This is a genomic window from Verrucomicrobiota bacterium JB022, assembly GCA_030673845.1.
Classification (GTDB): domain Bacteria; phylum Verrucomicrobiota; class Verrucomicrobiia; order Opitutales; family Oceanipulchritudinaceae; genus WOUP01.
The window spans coordinates 177,243-193,769 of the sequence record JAUTCQ010000009.1 but is presented as its reverse complement, the minus strand read 5'-3'; the positions used below and the strand labels follow the sequence as shown (position 1 = coordinate 193,769).

8 protein-coding genes are annotated in these 16,527 nt (G+C 61.9%); 4 read left to right on the top strand and 4 right to left on the bottom strand.

Going from position 1 to position 16,527, the window contains the following annotated elements:
* The first annotated feature begins 501 nt into the window (after nucleotides 1–501).
* The 4 genes from Q7P63_06235 (at nucleotide 502) to Q7P63_06220 (ending at nucleotide 5,528) form a co-directional block, all read left to right on the top strand.
* Nucleotides 502–1,845, top strand: a complete 1,344-nt coding sequence (locus Q7P63_06235; protein MDP0499683.1) for a hypothetical protein — start codon at nucleotides 502–504, stop codon at nucleotides 1,843–1,845.
* 54 nt (nucleotides 1,846–1,899) lie between these two features.
* Entirely contained in the window at nucleotides 1,900–3,108 is a 1,209-nt protein-coding gene (locus Q7P63_06230; GenBank protein ID MDP0499682.1) for a glycine betaine/L-proline ABC transporter ATP-binding protein, read from the top strand.
* A gap of 702 nt (nucleotides 3,109–3,810) precedes the next feature.
* Entirely contained in the window at nucleotides 3,811–4,653 is an 843-nt protein-coding gene (locus Q7P63_06225) for an ABC transporter permease subunit (GenBank protein ID MDP0499681.1), read from the top strand.
* 44 nt (nucleotides 4,654–4,697) lie between these two features.
* Entirely contained in the window at nucleotides 4,698–5,528 is an 831-nt protein-coding gene (locus Q7P63_06220; protein MDP0499680.1) for a glycine betaine ABC transporter substrate-binding protein, read from the top strand.
* 105 nt (nucleotides 5,529–5,633) lie between these two features.
* Here Q7P63_06220 and Q7P63_06215 read toward each other — a convergent pair whose 3' ends face one another.
* The 4 genes from Q7P63_06215 to Q7P63_06200 form a co-directional block, all read right to left on the bottom strand.
* Nucleotides 5,634–9,260: an Ig-like domain-containing protein gene (locus tag Q7P63_06215; protein ID MDP0499679.1), complete on the bottom strand. Its 3,627-nt coding sequence runs from the start codon at nucleotides 9,258–9,260 to the stop codon at nucleotides 5,634–5,636.
* A 378-nt stretch (nucleotides 9,261–9,638) separates the two neighbouring features.
* Entirely contained in the window at nucleotides 9,639–11,600 is a 1,962-nt protein-coding gene (locus Q7P63_06210) for a sialate O-acetylesterase (GenBank protein ID MDP0499678.1), read from the bottom strand.
* Nucleotides 11,601–11,661: 61 nt separating this feature from the next.
* On the bottom strand, nucleotides 11,662–15,204 hold the full coding sequence (locus Q7P63_06205; GenBank protein ID MDP0499677.1) for a TonB-dependent receptor: 3,543 nt from the start codon (nucleotides 15,202–15,204) through the stop codon (nucleotides 11,662–11,664).
* A gap of 199 nt (nucleotides 15,205–15,403) precedes the next feature.
* Nucleotides 15,404–16,441, bottom strand: coding sequence for a LacI family DNA-binding transcriptional regulator (locus Q7P63_06200; protein MDP0499676.1), 1,038 nt, complete (start codon nucleotides 16,439–16,441; stop codon nucleotides 15,404–15,406).
* Nucleotides 16,442–16,527: the final 86 nt, after the last annotated feature.

Here is a 16,527-nt window from a genome sequence, read left to right as displayed (position 1 = left end):
TTACTATGTGGGTATGCACGTAAATGAGGTTAATCGGCGATATCCCTTTCGCGATGTCGTGTCTTTAGTGGTATTGCTCTAGAAATATGTGACCATTTCTTGACATTATGAAGAGGCGGGTATTCGTTCAGCTTAAACCGCGAAACGATCCCAAGTCGTTATCCGCATGATTACAGCGATACCTCACATCACAGTATTGGCCGCCCCGCGTCTCTCCGCCGGGCATGGCCGGGGGCGTGCTGCCTTTGCTCTTCTACGCACGCCTCTTTTGTCTCCTCTGGCACCAATAGCACCTTCACCGGTTCGACCGGCTTCCCTGCTGTCTGCCCTGTCACCCCTGCCGAGCGTTTCGGCAGTCAGGGCCTCCTAGCCTGCATGTCTTACGGCAATCGCCACGGGCACCTTCCTCTTATTGAGGCAGGTCTCGATCGGTCGTTTTTTTGCCGTCGGGCCGGCGCACTACGCGCATGGCCGGCGGCTGCAAGCAACGCATCCCCAACGATGAACGCTAACCAAACCAAATCCCATCTTCGCCCCCTGCGCTGGACCATCGCCGGGGCGTGTCTCGCGGCGGCCACCGTGCAAGGCCAGACCACGCAGGAGCTGCAGACCCGCGTGCAACAGCTCGAGCAGGAGCTCGCCAATGCGCGCCAGCAACTCGCTACCGCCCAGCAGCAGACATCTGCCGCCGAGCAACGCGCGACGGTCGCGGAAGCCCAGCTGGCCGAGACCGATCAGCCCGCCGAGAAAATCCAGATCGGCCCCGTGACCATCGGTGGTGCCATCCGCGCCAACTACGTCAACGGCAATTACGACAGCGCCAACGAGGGGCGTCCCACTCGCGGCGGCTCCGACGGCGGCGACATCGCGCTCGACACCTTCCGCATCAATATCGGCCTCGACTACAACCAGTGGATCGGCGCTATCGAATACCGCTGGTACGAGGGCTACAACTTCCTCCACACCGGCTGGCTCGGCTATGACTTTGGCGACGCCGGCACGGTCAAGGTCGGTGTGGTGCGCGTGCCTTTCGGCCCCGGCGCGTATGGCGTGTCGCAAAGCTGGTTCTTTGACCAACACTACTACGTGGGTCTGGCCGACGACATGGACTTGGGCGTGCTCTACACCAAGCAGATGGGCAACCTGACGCTCGACGCCGCCTACTACCTCGCCAGCGAAGGCCAGTGGAACGGTGCCAGCCGCGACAGCGCCCGCTACAGCTACGACGCGGTGACTTACGACCTCGGCGGCGTCGAAACGGGTTTCGAAGAAGAGCACCAGTTCAACCTGCGCGCCATTTACTCGATGCCCGACCTCGCGGTGCCGACCGACTTCGGCGTGTCCCTGCAATACGGCCTGCTCGACGGGATCGCGACGGAAGACGGCGAGCACTACGCCGCGTCCGTCCACGCCAAGAGCACGTATCGCAACTTCACGCTCACCTCGCAGCTCTCGTATTACAACTACGACATCGAGCCGGGCAATCTCTGGGGCAACAGCAACCTCATCCCCATGGGCGCCTACGATTACGCGGCGCTGGTGGCGACCGAAGCCTGGCTGCCCGCCGTGTCGCTCAGCTACACCTACGAGACGCCCAACCTCGCGTGGCTCGACTACATCCTGCCCTACATCGAATACAGCTCGATCGTGAAGACGGATGACGCCTTTAACGACAGCGAGATGTTCATCCTGGGCGCGGCCTTCGCCCGCGGCGGCTGGTATGTCTACGCCGATTACGCCTTCTCCAACGGCAACTATTTCGTTGGTAACAGTGGCGACTTCGGGGCCAATGCCGACGACGACTGGCAGTCCCGCTTCAACATCAACTTCGGCTACTACTTCTGATCGCTGCTTTCGCCAGCCCGGCCGCTTGCCGGGCTGGCGTCTTCCCTTTGATACATGAGTGATACGATTATCGAAGTCTCCCACCTCTACAAAATTTTTGGCAAGAAGCCCAAGGAGCGCGCTTTGCCACTGGTGGAGCAGGGGCAGGGCAAGGCCGAAGTGCTCAAGCGCACCGGCTGCACCGTAGGCATCAACGACGCGTCCTTCTCGATCAAGCGCCGCGAGTTTTTTGTCATCATGGGCCTCTCCGGCTCGGGCAAATCGACCGTCATTCGCTGCCTCAATCGCCTGATCGAGCCCACTGCCGGTTCCATCAAGATCGACGGCGAAGAAGTCACGCAGCTCGACGCGGCCAAGCTGCGCGAGGTGCGGCGCAAAAAGCTGGGGATGGTGTTCCAGCGTTTCGGCCTGCTCCCGCACCGCACGGTGATCGACAACGTGGCCTTTGGCCTCGAAGTGCAGGATGTGCCCAAAGAGCAGCGATATGAGAAGGCCATGCAGGCCATCCGCACCGTCGGCCTCGAAGGCTACGAAGAAAAGATGACGCAAGAGCTCTCCGGCGGTATGCAACAACGGGTAGGGCTGGCCCGCGCGCTCGCCAACGACCCCGAGATCTTGCTGATGGACGAAGCCTTTTCTGCGCTCGACCCCCTGATCCGGGTGCAACTGCAGGACGAGTTGCTGGAGCTGCAGGCCCGCATGCACAAGACAATCGTCTTCATCACGCACGACCTCGACGAAGCCCTCAAGCTCGGCAGCCGTATCGCGATTATGAAAGACGGCGCTGTCGTGCAGGTCGGCACGCCGGAAGAGATCCTGACCCAACCGGCCGACGACTACGTGCGCGCCTTCGTCGAAAACGTCGACCGCTCCAAGGTGCTGACCGCCAGCACGATCATGAAAAAGACGGAGGTGGTCTACGATACCGCCGGGCCGCACCAGGCGGCGCGCAAGATGCGCCAGCTCAACCTCTCGACGCTGATCGTCGTCAATCGCGAGCGCCAATACCTCGGCTACATCAAGATCGACGACGTGGTGGAGCTGCGCAAGAAGGTGCCCGAAGAGCTCGACCAGGAAAGCCGCTACACCGTGCGCCCCATCATCAAGAAAGACCTCTACACGGCCACGCCCGAGACGGCTATTGCCGACCTCGTGCCCTACGCCTCCACCTCCGCCCTGCCTATCGCCGTGCTCGATGAGGGGGAGAAACTTGCAGGCATCGTGACCCGCCCCGCCATTCTCGCCGGCATCGCAGGAGATTAAGACATGGAAATACCTGTTGGAGAATATTTTGACGCCTTCATCAAGTGGGTGCTGGAGCATGGCAAAGGCTTTTTCGACCTGCTCAGCACGGTGCTCAACTTCGTTATCGATGCGCTGGAAAACGTGCTCCTGCTCAACCACGCGCTGTATTACCCGGCCATCGTATTTGCGCTGATTGTGCTCGTCTTCATCGGCTTCGGCTTTCAGAAGCAGCTGGGCCGCAAGGCGTGGATCGTCGCGCTGGCGCTGGTCGCCGCTTTCGGTGCGGCGGAAGCCTTCCGTTATCAGACGCTGGAGCGCGCCATCACGCCCGAAGAAGCCGAAGCGCAGGCCGCTGAGATCGAAGCGGTGGGCGAAGAACTTGAAGCGCACGCGCCGGAGGATTACGTGGCCGCAATCAACGGCCTGCAAGCCCTGCAGGAGGCCTTGCCGGAGGGCGACGACAGCGAAGTCCTGAAAGACGCCCGCGACGAAGTCAGCGACTCTCTTCGCCGCTTGCAACGCCTCCGCGCAGGCAGCTACGACCAGGTCGCCGACCAGATCGAAGACGTGCTGGCCGCCGTGCGACTGCTGCCCGAGGCCCCGGAGGCTCCGCTAGAGCAACTGGAGGCCGTGCGCGACCGCTACCGCGCCTTCAGCCTCATCGACGAAGGCGAGCGTATCGCACGCACCCTGGGCCGCGTCGACGAGTCTGCGCTGCGCATGAGCGTGGTCAACGAGCGCAGCTACGACCGCTACCGCGAGCTGCTCGACACGGGGGCCCGGGTCTTCGAAGAAGATGGCCTGCCGGAAGATCTGCGCGAGCGGCTCGACACGATCAGCAGCGATTTTGCCGCGCTCAACCCCCGCGTGCTCACCTGGTATCCCTGGGCCATGGTCATCATCCTCATGACGCTGATGGCCGCCCGCTTTTCCAGCATCGGCCTCGGCATCTTCACCGCGCTGGGCATGCTGCTCGTGGTCAGCATGGGCCTTTGGTACGAGACGATGGAATCGCTCGCGCTGGTGCTGGCTGCGACATTTTTTGCGCTGCTCATCGGCATCCCCGCCGGCGTGCTCTCCGCCAAGAGCAAAGGCGTCGACCGCGTCGTGCGGCCCATCCTGGACTTCATGCAGACGATGCCCGCCTTCGTCTACCTGATCCCCGCCGTCATGCTCTTCGGGCTCGGCAAAGTTCCCGGCCTCATGGCCACCCTTATTTTCGCAATGCCCCCTGCGGTGCGCCTCACCAGCCTCGGCATCCGTCAGGTGCCGCACGAGGTGGTGGAAGCCGCGCAGGCCTTCGGCTCCACCCCGTGGCAAATGCTCGTCAAGGCGCAGTTGCCCATCGCGCTGCCCACGATCCTCGCGGGGCTCAACCAGACGATCATGCTCGCGCTCTCGATGGTTGTGATCGGCGGGATGATCGGGGCGGGCGGCCTCGGCGAAATCGTGCTGCAAGGCATCACCCAATTGAAAATCGGCCTCGGGTTCGAGGGCGGTCTCGGCGTGGTCATCCTCGCCATTTTCCTCGACCGCCTCACCCAGGCCTTCGGCAAGAAGTGAACCGAGATTCCTTCTCTCATCCGCAAAACGAGAAAGTATACGTTATGAAAAAACTCCTCCTCCTGCTCGCCGCCTCGCTCGGCCTTGGCAGCCTGGCCAGCGCCCAGATCAAGATCGCTTACCCGAACTGGGCCGAAGGCGTGGCCATTACCCATTTGGTTGAAGCGATCGTCGAAGATCGCATGGGCTACGACGTCGAACTGACCATGGCCGATCCCGGTGCGATCTACGCCGCCGTGGCTCAAGGCCAGCAAGACGCCTTCCTCGACGGCTGGCTGCCCAACACCCACGAGCCCTATTGGGAAGAATACGGCGACCAGCTCGAAGACCTCGGGCCTTTTTATGGCAACGGCGTCACCGGCCTCGTCGTCCCCACCTACATGGACGTGGACAGCATCGAAGACCTCAACGACATTGCCGACGACCTCGACGGCAAGATCGTGGGCATCGGCACCGGTGCAGGCATCTACCGCAACACCAACGTCGCCATCGACGAATACGGCCTCGACCTGGAGCAAGTCGCCTCCTCCGGCCCGGCCATGACGGCCGCCCTGGCCGACGCCATCCGTAACGAAGAGCCGATCGTCGTGACCGGCTGGAAGCCGCACTGGATGTTTGGCCGCTTCGACCTGAAGGTGCTCGACGACCCGCGCGGCGTCTACCCGATTGACGGCCTCAAGAAGCTTGTGCGCAAGGACTTCCGCGAGGAATACCCGGAAGTGACCCAGTTCCTCGTCAACTTCAGCCTCTCCGAAGACACGCTGCTCGACCTGATGCTCGCCATCGACGATGCGGGTAACGACGACCCCTCTGAAGTCGTGCGCGACTGGATGCTTCGCCACGAGCCCCTGATCGACAGCTGGATGCCGCGCTGAGCCGCCGCACCGCTTCCTTTGATCGCATGAAAAACCCCGTCTTCGCTGCCGAAGACGGGGTTTCCTTATGGCGGAATCGGGAGGAGGGCACCTCCCGGAGTTCCGCTACTGACTCACCGTGATTTCATCCAAATTGCCCAGGTCCTGGCCATTGGACTCGAAGCGAATCGTATTGTTCGAGCCGTTTTGCAGGCTGATGTTGACCGTCTTGATCACCCAGACGTTCCAGGCCCCCGTCGTGTCAAACGTGATGCTTTGCGACGAGCCGTTGACGACCAGCGCACCCGTGCGGCTGCCACTGGCGCCAAGGGCGTAGCGGATCTCCAGCGTGGCGGCACCGCTGCTGCCACTGATCCCGCTCAATTGGGCATAGCCGCCCGAGCTGGGGAAGTTGGCGAAACCGCTGCCGTTGAAGCCGCCGTTGTTGCTTTCGATCGCCGTGCCGCCGCCGATGCTGCCGCTTTCGATCTGAAGCGTGGTGGTGCCGCCGCCGCTGCTGGCGGGCGTCACCGTGATCTCGTCGAGGTTCCCCAGGTCTTGCCCGTTCGACTCGAAACGGATCGTGTTACTGGTGCCGCTTTGCAAAGGCACGGTCAGCGACATGGTGGTCCAGGCCGTCCAGGAGCCGGTCGGGTTAAACGTGATGTTTTGCGAGGAGCCGTTGACGATCAACGCCCCCGTGCGACTGCTGGTCGCCCCGAGCGCATAGCGGATCTCCAGGGTAGCCGTGCCGCCGCTGCCGCCGTTCACGTTGTTGAACTGCACGTAGCCGCCGCTGACCGGAGCATTGGCGAAGCCGCTGCCGTTAAAGCCCGCGTTGTTGCTGTCGATCGTGGTGCCGCCGCCCACGCTGGCCGACTCGGCCTGCAGGGTGGTGGAATTGCCGCTGTTACCCGTCACCGTCACATAGACGGGGCTGGAGGTCGTCTGCGCGTTGTCGTCGTCCACCGCGATGGCGGCGAGCACGTAATTGCCTGCCGTCACGTTATTCCAGGAGACGGAGTAGGGCGGGCTGGTGTCGCTGCCCAGCAAGGTCTGGCCACGGTAGAAGGCTACGCCCGAGATCGTGCCGTCGCTGTCGGCGGCGTTGGCGGATACGGTTACGTTGCTGCCAGCCGTGATGGTGGCGTTGTTGGCCGGCGAGGTGATCGAGACGGTGGGCGGGTTGTTGCTGCCGCCGCCGGTATTCGGGTCGTCGATCACCGCCACGCCGATCGTGCGCGTCATTGTGGTGCCGCCTTGGGAGACGACCACGTTGAACTTGCCGAGGCCGCTGAAGCCGTTGGTGGGGGTGAAGCGGGCCACATTACCGCTGACGATGCTCACGCTGCCGCCCTGTGCGCCATTGACGCTGAAGCTGGCGTTGCTCGGGAAGCCGGCGGCGAGGGGTGTCATGGGCACGTCGACATAGACGTTTTCGTCCGTCATCACATGCGGTTCCGCCATCCAGTTGAGGTAGCGTTCCAGCTCGGTGAACTGATCGCCCACGAGGTCCACATTGGCATCTGCGAAGTTGCCCTGGCTCGAGTTCGGGTTGAGGCCCTTCATCTCTTCCCACCAGTTGGGCAGGCCGTCGCGGTCGCTGTCAAAGCCCGAGGCGCGGTAGGTGGTCGGGTAGTTCTCCCAGCCGCCCACATCGTTTTGCGAATTCGGCAGGCCCGGCTCGCCACCATACGGCCCTTGGCCCGTGTAGGTGTAGCTGCCGTTGTAGGTCTCCTGGATCACACGCTGGTCGTGCGCATCCAACACCGGCTGGTTGGCCCCCACGTCGGAGAGCACCAGCTTGTAGGCGTCTTCGGCCGAGTGGATCGTCGCATAAGACGGGAAGAAGGGCTGGTTGACCCATGTGCTGTAGGAGCTGGGCACGTCGCCCGAGCGCGTGCGCCCTGCCGATTGGTTGCTCAGGCCGAAACGGCCCGGCATCACGTTACCCGCAAAGTAATACTGCTGCGTGCCGGGGAACGAGTCGTACTGGGCGTTGAGCGCGTAGAAGTAGCTCGTGGCGGCGCCGGGCTTGTAGTAGTTGTTGACGAAGTTGACCTGGTGCGCGCCGCCGTCGGTCGTCCGGTTGTCCCAGTTGTAGACGACGTTATTGAAGATGTCGATTTTGCCGGCGTAGTAGCCCGCGCCATCAAGACCGCCCGCCAGACTCCAATTGCGGCCCGAGTTGTGGGCCAGCAGGTTGTGGTGGAAGCTGGCGACATCGCCGCCGATGCTCGCGGCGTAGCCATGTGCCGTGCCCGCCGGGTAGTTGGAGTGGCCGGCGATGTTGAGCGCCTCGGAGATCAGCGTGCGCTGCAGGGTCAGGTTTTTGCCATTGCGGGTGCTGATGCCCTCGTCGAGTCCCCAGCTGACCGAGCAGTGGTCCATGATCGTGTGATCGACGCCTGCCATGCCGGTGCCGTTGAGCGTGGTGCCCGAGATGTCGCCGGGGCGGAACCGCATGTGGCGGATGATGTTATCGACCGCACCGCTCCAGCCCATCGAGTAGCCGCGAACGCAGATGCCCTTACCCGGTGCCGTCTGGCCCGCGAGCGTGATATAGGGCTGGTTGACCGTCAGCGGTGAGTTGAGCGTGATGAGGCCGCCGACCGTAAAGACGATCGTGCGCGGCCCCACATCGTTTTCGACTGCTGCACGCAAGCTGCCCGCGCCACTGTCGTTGAGGTTCGTCACCTCAACGACCACGCCGCCACGCCCGCCTTGGGCAAAGCGACCGTAGCCCTCCGCTCCCGGGAACGCCAGGCGACGCGGGCGGAAATACCACACGCCTCCCTTCGTCACGGCGCCGCCGCTGGAGACCTCGTCCACGCGCCAGTAGTAAGTCTGCGCGCTGCTGAGGTTGGAGACGCTGCGGCTGGTGGAAGTCTGGTTGCCCAGAAACTGAGATGAGCCGGTGGTCGCGTTTTCGACTGCCGAGCGGCTGGTGCCGAAGTAGACGTTGTGAGAAGCCGCGCCCTGAATGGCGGGGGACCAGGTGAGCGTGTAAGAGCCATTGTCGGCATTTACGTGCTCGTCCGCATTCGGCGGGTTGGGCGTATTCGCCTGTGCCTTGGCGTTGGGCGTGTCGATCTCGAAGCCGTTGAGGTAGAGGTTGCGGACCGAGTAGGAGCCGCCTGTCTCCGCGCGGATGAGGATCACCACATCCTGCCCTGAAGTGGCAGAAAAGGTCACGTAAGAGGTGCCCGCCGTGCTGTTGTTGGTCGTGCGGACCGACTGCGGCGAGTTGTTGACCAGCAGGGTGCCGTTGACCAGTACATCGACTGGGGCCAGGGCGGAGGTGCTCAAATTGTCCCACGAATTGTGGTAGAGCAGCACGGTATGGGTGCCGGAGGACAGGCCGGAGATGCGCATCTCGATCTGCGATCCGCTGTCGCCGTTGTCCACCTTGATCCCGTCGCCCGTCAGGCGCACATCGTAGGAGGTGCTTTGCACGCCCGCCTTCCAGTAGCCCGGCGAGAGGGCTGTGCCGCCGGAGCCCGTACGGGTAAAGGTGACGCCGATATTGCCGAAAGTGGCAGAGATGGAGTTCGAGCCGCTGGTAAACCAGTTCTGGTTGGAAGACCAAGGCGCGAAGGCCGGGTCCTGGCCTTCGGTCAGGGGTCGCCCCGTGTTGTTGATGTCGACTTTCAGTTCGGCCAGTGCTGCCTGGCTCAAAAGGCCGAGGCTGCTGGCGAGGAAGAGCATGTGCCGGTAGCGCGACCGGAGGTGGGGGGTAGTTCGGGGTATCATAGTATCTAATTAAGCAGACGTTATTAATGCAGGCTCAAGGAACCTGGGCTGATCTGCGATCTGCTAAGGGGAGGAGACGTCTATCATGGCTGCCGCAAGGTAGATTCCTAAGCAGCAGGCCGGGTGGAGTAGCTAAAGGGGTAGGGGTCTGAAAGGGGTATTAGTAAAGCAAAGGATGGGGTACAGGTAGCCTTAATTTCTAGCCGCGTCCAGTGAAAATTTCATGGATTGCGGCATGAATCTTCAATGAAGATGCTACCTCTTGTCTGTCATTTCATGAAAGGCTGTAGTGGTTGTTTTAATCGAAGTAGCAGGAAGCCTATTACGAGCGCTTCGTCTCCATGATGCTGAGTAATCCCACGCGGCCTAACTTTGCAATCAATCTACATTCACTTCGAATGGCGATGCTGGAAGACCCTCGCGGTTATATAAATTAGCTCCGAGCGGCGTGTCGGCCCATGCGTAGCGGACATGAGTAGGGCTCGCAACTTGTGGGCTCCACACCACTACAGAATCACCCTCGATCCGCGCTTCGGCTTTCACGAAACGGCCGTCTGGCCCCGACACCGCAAAGTGACGCGGCGCATAGCCGCCACGGGCAATCAGGCCGCTGCCGACGTGGTCGAAGCGCAGGCGCACCTTGGAGCCCTCCCGCTGGGCCGACCGGAGCAATGGGCCGGCGCTCACCAGATCGTCTTCACCGTAGGCCACCCGGCGAGCCTCCAAGGCCAGCCGCTCGCCCACCGCCGACTTGTTCAACGAGTGCGCGTCGTTCCATTCGCCTACATCAATCGCGACCGCCATGCCGGTGGCGGGCAGATCCAGAGCCCGGCGTTGCGCATCTCTCAGGCGCGCCCATTCGCTCTCGCTGGGGGCCGTGTCGGGCTGCAAAAAATTGGCCAACTGCACCCAGATGAAGGGCAAGTCTGCATCCTGCCGCTGTCTGCGCCAGTCCATTACCAAGGCCCGTAGACGAGCTTCGTACATGCTTGCCTCGTCGACGTTGGATTCGCCTTGATACCAGAGCACGCCCTTGACCGGGAAGGGAGTCAACGGGGCGATCATGCCGTTGTGGAGGCCGAGCGGGTTCCAGTTGACGAAGGTGAGGGCCTCGCGCGGCTCCAGTCGTGCGCCCACCTGGTATTGCCACGGCCCGTGCAAGTCGATGGTGGATTCACCAGTCGTGATCTCGAATGGCTTGTCGGGCGTGAACTCGCCCCGGTTCTGGTGGGCGAAGGCGCGGATCGTCAACACATTGCGCCCCGCGCGCAGCAGCCCTGCCGGGATCTCGTAGCGGCGCGGCGGGTATTGATAGGTCGTGTTGCCGATGCGCTGGCCGTTCAGGTAGGTCTCGTCTGCATCGACAATGGTGCCGAGGTAGGCCATCGCCGGCTGCCCGACCATGCTTTCCGGCACCGTAAACTCCCGTCGAAACCACACCACGCCATGCATCGGCTCCAGCCCTTGTTCATCCCAGAAGCCCGGCACCTGCAGCGTCGGCCAGCCTTCGACGTCGAGATCCAGGGCAAACCATGGGGTGGGGCCGTTGAGGCCCCGGTCTTGCTCCGCCGCCTCGCGGTCCCAGTCGGCCAGAATCTGCTCATTGCGGTCCTGTGCCTCGCGGCGGAGAGCGTCGTCGCGCCAGCGATGGGCTTCAGCCAGTTCGCGGGGGAAGGCTGTAAGGGCCTCTTCACTCATCCAGGCCTCGATGGGCGTGCCGCCGACACTGGCGTTGACGATGCCGATGGGCACCCCAACCTCTGCCTGTAAGGCGCGGGCGAAGAAGTAGCCTACCGCGTTGAAGCGTAGCACCGTCTCCGGGCTCGCCGTCAACCAGCCTTCCGACTGCACATCGTCGCGCGGTGCCTCGAAATCTGCGACCTGCTGCACCCCGAAGTAGCGAATCTGCGGATTGGCCGACGACGCAATCTCAGTCGCATAGCGCTCCTTTACCCGCTCGACTGGCAGCTCCATGTTGGACTGGCCGGAGCAGAGCCACACGTCGCCCAAATACACGTCGCGCAGCGTGATCATGGTCTCGCCTGCGACCTCCAGCGTATACGGGCCACCGGCTGGCTGCGGCGTCAGCTCGATCCGCCAGCGCCCGTCCTCACTGGCAGAAGTGGTATACGTCTCGCCCCGGAAGGTCACTGCGACGTCTTCACCCGCTTCGGCCCAGCCCCAGATCGGCACGGCGGCATCGCGTTGCAACACGGCCCCATCGCTGAGGACGGCGGGCAGGGAAACGGCGGCCGCCAAGGTGCTCGCCCCGGCGAGGCAAGCCAGGCTGGCGGCGATGAAACGAAACGGGTGGGGCGGGTGGGGCGCGATAAAGTGCATAGGTATAGTAAACAAAAAAACCTCCCGCGTTGGCACGGGAGGTTTTATGCGAAGATTAGAATTAGAACGAGAACGTGTTCGTGAGGTAGAAGGTGCGTTCGGGCTTGATCCGGACCGCCGCCCAGGTTTCGCCATCGGGCTGCACCGAGACGGGCACCAGCCCCCCATCGGAGAAGGCGTTGCGCACATTCAGCTGGATCGACCATTCTACATTGCTTGTGAGCATGCGCTTGTAGCCCACCCACAAGTCGACAAAATCCTCGGTCGGCCCCTTGTAAGGGTTCCCAATATCAAAGGTCGAACGCCCGTCCACCTGGACTACTGGGTAGCCGATGACGACATCGTCTTGCCAGCGATAGCTACCCCCGATGTTCACGCCATCGAGGAAACCCTCGGTGAAGGAGTAGTTCGTCACGATGTTATAGCGCCACTTGCGAATCTCCGGCGTCGCGGCGCCCTCCTGCAGCTTGACCAACGCCCAGTTCGCGGCGAAGTTCTGGTTCCACTGCGCGAGCATGGTCGTCGCTTCCGGATTGCCCCAGAAGACCCGCAGATCGCCGGCCGGAGTATTATTCAGGTAATCTCCGATCATATCCACATACTCCGTGGTGCGCGGGTCTCCCACGAGGATCCGAGTCGCTTCGGTCTTCGAGGCGTTAAAGGAGATACGCCAGTTCTTGGTTGGGTTGGCGATAAACTCGAATTCGTAGCCTTCCGAGCGCGTGTCTTGCGTGATGGCCAGGCCATTGGGGGCAAGGGCTGAGTGGCTGACGACCGCGTCCGGATCGATGCCCCAAGTCTCATACAACGAGGGGTCGACTTGGTCCGCCAGCTCCCGCCAGGCCGCGACAGCAGCCGCTTCGCGGGCGGCAGCTTGCTCTTCGGTTTCACCCGCCGCCGGGGCGTAGTTGTAGCGCCCGGAGTTGCCCGTGTTGGCGGTGTCCATCGTATAGCCGGAGAGGTTATACTCGAACACGTTGGCCCATGCGATGCCACGCGCCAGCACGCCCCCCAGATAGTTACCGCTGAAACCTTCGAACTCCTGATTGTAGGAGTTGGTCTCAAACTTCGTCACCTTGAACATGTAGCGATTGTCCTTTGTCGCCAGCATGACGCTGTAGTCTGTCGTGTCGCCGGAGGGGTTCGGAAAAGCGCTTCCATAAAGGTTTACATTCGAGGGCCCGACATCGAAGTTTTCCGACTCGCTGTAGTAGAGACTCACATTGATCGGTAGCCGGTCGTTGAGCAGGTCGTTCAAGTGCACGGCCAAGCCGTAGGTCATCGAATCGTTGGTAACCTTCGTTATCGTCGATGGATCGTCGGTGTAGCGATAGACATCGGGCCCCAGCATGAGACGATAGCGGTTGGCCTGGCCGTCGACGGGCGCCTGGGCGGAGTGCGACTCGTATTTGTCGTGCCGCCAGCCAACGAGCCCGACGACCGCACCATCCCACCAGAAGCTTTGCCAAACGCTTGCAAAGGTGTCGACCTGCCGCTTTTCCTTTGCCGCTGCGGTGTAGAGGCCATTGTCACCGTCTTCGAAGCGCAGCACGTTCAGGTCGTAATTGCTCCACCCTACATAGTTGTCTGGATTTTCGGATTGGGTCTCACCATAGCTCTCCGGTTGCTGGCTCCACACCGGGTGTTCAGCTGGAGACCAAGGGTCGCCGAAGCCGACGGAAGGGTCGGCGTTCCAGGTCGAGTTGAAATGGTACAGGGAGCCGTCGTTGACGTTGATGCGAGAGCTGATGGGCCCGATGTTGGCACCCGAGGCCGCACTACGACCGGTCAAAGGATCGCTCAGATAGATGACGGCAGCCGGGATAAGTTCGTTGAAGCGCGAGCCGCCACTGCCACCGATATAGGCGTAGCGGTCGAAGGCATCATCGGTCCCGTGCAGCATCCAGCTACGATCTTCGGTCTCCTTCTTGTAGCGCTCCGCCAGGCCCGTGAAGGTATGGCGGCCAAGGAGCTTGGCCAGGAAACTGTTACGGTCCAGAAAATCGGCGGCATCCACCTTCCCGAAGGCGGTCAGGCGAATGTCTTCCTGATCGCTTTCGTAGGAATTATTGCCGTATTGGCCTGTTCCCACGGTGAAGGCGCGACCCGCGTTCGGGTTGGGGCTGAAGTCTTCCAGCATCGACATGATGTCGACGTAAATCCCCGCTTGGCCGGAGAGCAGCGCCTGCTGCCCGCGCTCAAACTGCTGCCGGTCGTAGACCAGCTCCACCCCCACCTTACCGTCGAGCGCAGTTTGCGAAATGCTGAGGTTAAAGGCATCCCAGTCCGACCATTCAGCCTTGTTGGGGCCATCGATCAGGTTGTTGTAAAAGTCGAAGATCGAGGCGTCGGTCAGGTGCTGGTTGCGATACTGGCCAAACTGGTAGCCGGGCAGTTGGGCTTGGGTGGCATACTCTGCAAAACCGGAAACCGATGCGAGCCGCCGGTAGGGGATCGCGTTGATGCCGCGGTCGATCCCGCCGGTTGCGTCGCGACCGCCATTGGGGATGATCCCCATGTAGTAGCGGTTCAGTTGACCCGTCTGATTGTCGAAGAAACCGATCGGCTGATCGAAGGTGCCGCCAAAGGAGCCTACCCAGCCGTTGAAATCCGGGTCGGCGATGCGCCGTTGGCCACGATTGTCACCCGCGATGTTCTGTTGGTCTTCCACCTGGTAGGGGTCGAAAAACTGCTGCCCGAGGCCGCCCCATTCGGAATCCTCGTCGCGGAACCACGGTGTGAGGTAGTCCACCGGGGTGATCATGCGCGGGCGGTTGGCGTCGATGCTGCCCCCTTCATACTGGACCTGGATCATCGTCTGCCCGAGACCCTCGTCGAAGAGTTTGGGATCGTAGCGAGCCGCCAAATAGATCCGCTCATCGTCTTCAAAAGCCGGGTCTTGCTGGAAGTCTTCGTGGTCTACCAAGGCAGACGCGCGAATCCCGAGTTGCCCGTCAATGATCTCACGGTTTACGTCGAGCGAGAGGCGATAGCTGCCGTAGGAGCCATAGCGCAGTCCGATCTCTCCATAGTCGGTAAACTCCGCCGGGCGGACAGTCGCATTCAGGAGTCCGGCCGGGCTGCTGAGCCCGAAGAGCACCGCATTGGGGCCCCGCTGCAGGTCGATCCGCGAGACGTTGAAGCCGTCCCACGGAATGTCGGTATAGATAAAGTTCCGAGCGTTGGCGGCGGCGGCCAGGCCACGCACACGGGTGTTGGTGTTGGGGCTCGCAAGGGCGCTGGTTTCGTCGACTGTGGTGGCGTTGCCGGTGCCTGCGTAGATGCTGTAGGCACCGCCGACTTCCGCGCTGGTGGCGTAGAGTAGTAGCGACTGGCTATCGGTCGCGGCTACGTCTTCCATCAGCTCTTCCGTGTAGACGGAAAGGGCCGAGCCGACATCGCGCAAATCGGTGCGGATGCGGGTACCAGCGAGGGTGTTTGCGGCCATGTAGCCGCTGTTTTCGGCGGCGGTGACTTCGAAGGGCGTCAGCTCAAAGACTTCCTCTTCGCTGGCCCCGTTGTTTTGAGCGTCTAGGCTCGATAACGTTAGAAATGGCGCGCCGAGGACGAGCAGCCGCCAAAAGAGCGATTGTGGGGTGGACATGGGTAATCAGGGTTGGAGCAGTGGATTTGGGTAAGCACAGCCCTTGGCCTTTCGAGGCATTGGAGCACGTTCTTACGGGAGACTACTGGGGTGGGGCTTCAGTTTTGGACAGAACCGAAACCTGGAGGCATTCTCGAATTCCGGCATCTCTACAGCAACCGCTCCTTCGTTCTAACTTTAGAACCAAGATTAGGCGCCATTATTTACTTTCATGTCGCACCCACGTGCTTTGGCGAGCCTGTAATCGGGCCGGTAATACCAGATCGATCTTGTGTGTCGGTCGCGTGCGCCCCTCATTCAGGATCAGGCTGGCAGCCTCCCGGCCCAAGTCTTCCGGGCTGGTCCCCGCGCTGGTCAGGCACGGCTCCTCTTCGGCGGCGGCCGGGCTGTCGTCCAGGGTGGCAATGCTGATGTCTTCGCCCACCCGTAGGCCTTGCCGCTGCAGCTCATCCACCACACCCCGGGCCAGCAGGCTGCCTACGCACACCCACGCGCTGCCAAAGCTTCGCCCCTGCCGTTCCAGAATCTGCCGCGCCAGCTCGCGCCCATGATGCCGCAGCGACCAAGGGGCCTGGAAACACCGCGCCGGCGGTAGGTCGAGCCCATGTTTGCGTGCCGCCCACTGGAAGGCAGCGAGGCGGGCTTCACTGATCGCACTGGGCTGTTCGCTGCCGAGGTAAAGAATCTCCCGGTGATTTAATAATATTAGATGTTGGGCCAGTAGATCCGCCGCTTCTACCTCATTGGGCTGCACCGAGTGGCACAAGCCAGGGTAGCGCGCGTTGATCGTGACCAAGGGGCGAGGCACCTCTGCCAGACGCTGCAGAAAGCCCATCTCCACCTGCCCAAGTACGATCGTGCCAGCATAATTAGGGTCGCTGGAAAGGCGTTGCACGAGGGCGCTCACATCTACTTCGTCTTCCGAGCCCAGAAACGTGGTGTGCAGCCCGTGCTCCCGCAGCTGGTCGTGCATGCCCTGATGCACGGGGTGGAAGAAATTGCTGCCATGCGCGATTCTCAGCGGCTTGCGGAGCAGGTAGCCCACGGTGGCGAGCCCATTGGGCACGGCGCTCATACCCTCGCCACCGAGGCGGTAGCCGTGCTCCTGCGCGTAGGCGCGCACCCGTTCGTAGGTGGCATCGGCAATACCTTGGCGCTTACCCCGCAGGCAGAGCGATACGAGAGCCTGCGATACCCCCAGCTCCTGGGCGATGGTCTGTTGAGAGAGGCGTTTCATGGGGTGGGGCGAGTTTGGGCGCCGCGAGAAAAGCTGTCACTTCTTTATCGACAGGTAATAAGTATAAGTTAATAATATTAATCACT

What these genes read in the sequence shown, in the direction of transcription:
- Q7P63_06225 (MDP0499681.1), top strand. Translation starts at nt 3,811, where the DNA reads ATGAGCGTGGTCAACGAGCGCAGCTACGACCGCTACCGCGAGCTGCTC.
- Q7P63_06215 (MDP0499679.1), bottom strand. Translation starts at nt 9,260, where the DNA reads ATGATACCCCGAACTACCCCCCACCTCCGGTCGCGCTACCGGCACATG.
- Q7P63_06220 (MDP0499680.1), top strand. Translation starts at nt 4,698, where the DNA reads ATGAAAAAACTCCTCCTCCTGCTCGCCGCCTCGCTCGGCCTTGGCAGC.
- Q7P63_06200 (MDP0499676.1), bottom strand. Translation starts at nt 16,441, where the DNA reads ATGAAACGCCTCTCTCAACAGACCATCGCCCAGGAGCTGGGGGTATCG.
- Q7P63_06235 (MDP0499683.1), top strand. Translation starts at nt 502, where the DNA reads ATGAACGCTAACCAAACCAAATCCCATCTTCGCCCCCTGCGCTGGACC.
- Q7P63_06210 (MDP0499678.1), bottom strand. Translation starts at nt 11,600, where the DNA reads ATGCACTTTATCGCGCCCCACCCGCCCCACCCGTTTCGTTTCATCGCC.
- Q7P63_06205 (MDP0499677.1), bottom strand. Translation starts at nt 15,204, where the DNA reads ATGTCCACCCCACAATCGCTCTTTTGGCGGCTGCTCGTCCTCGGCGCG.
- Q7P63_06230 (MDP0499682.1), top strand. Translation starts at nt 1,900, where the DNA reads ATGAGTGATACGATTATCGAAGTCTCCCACCTCTACAAAATTTTTGGC.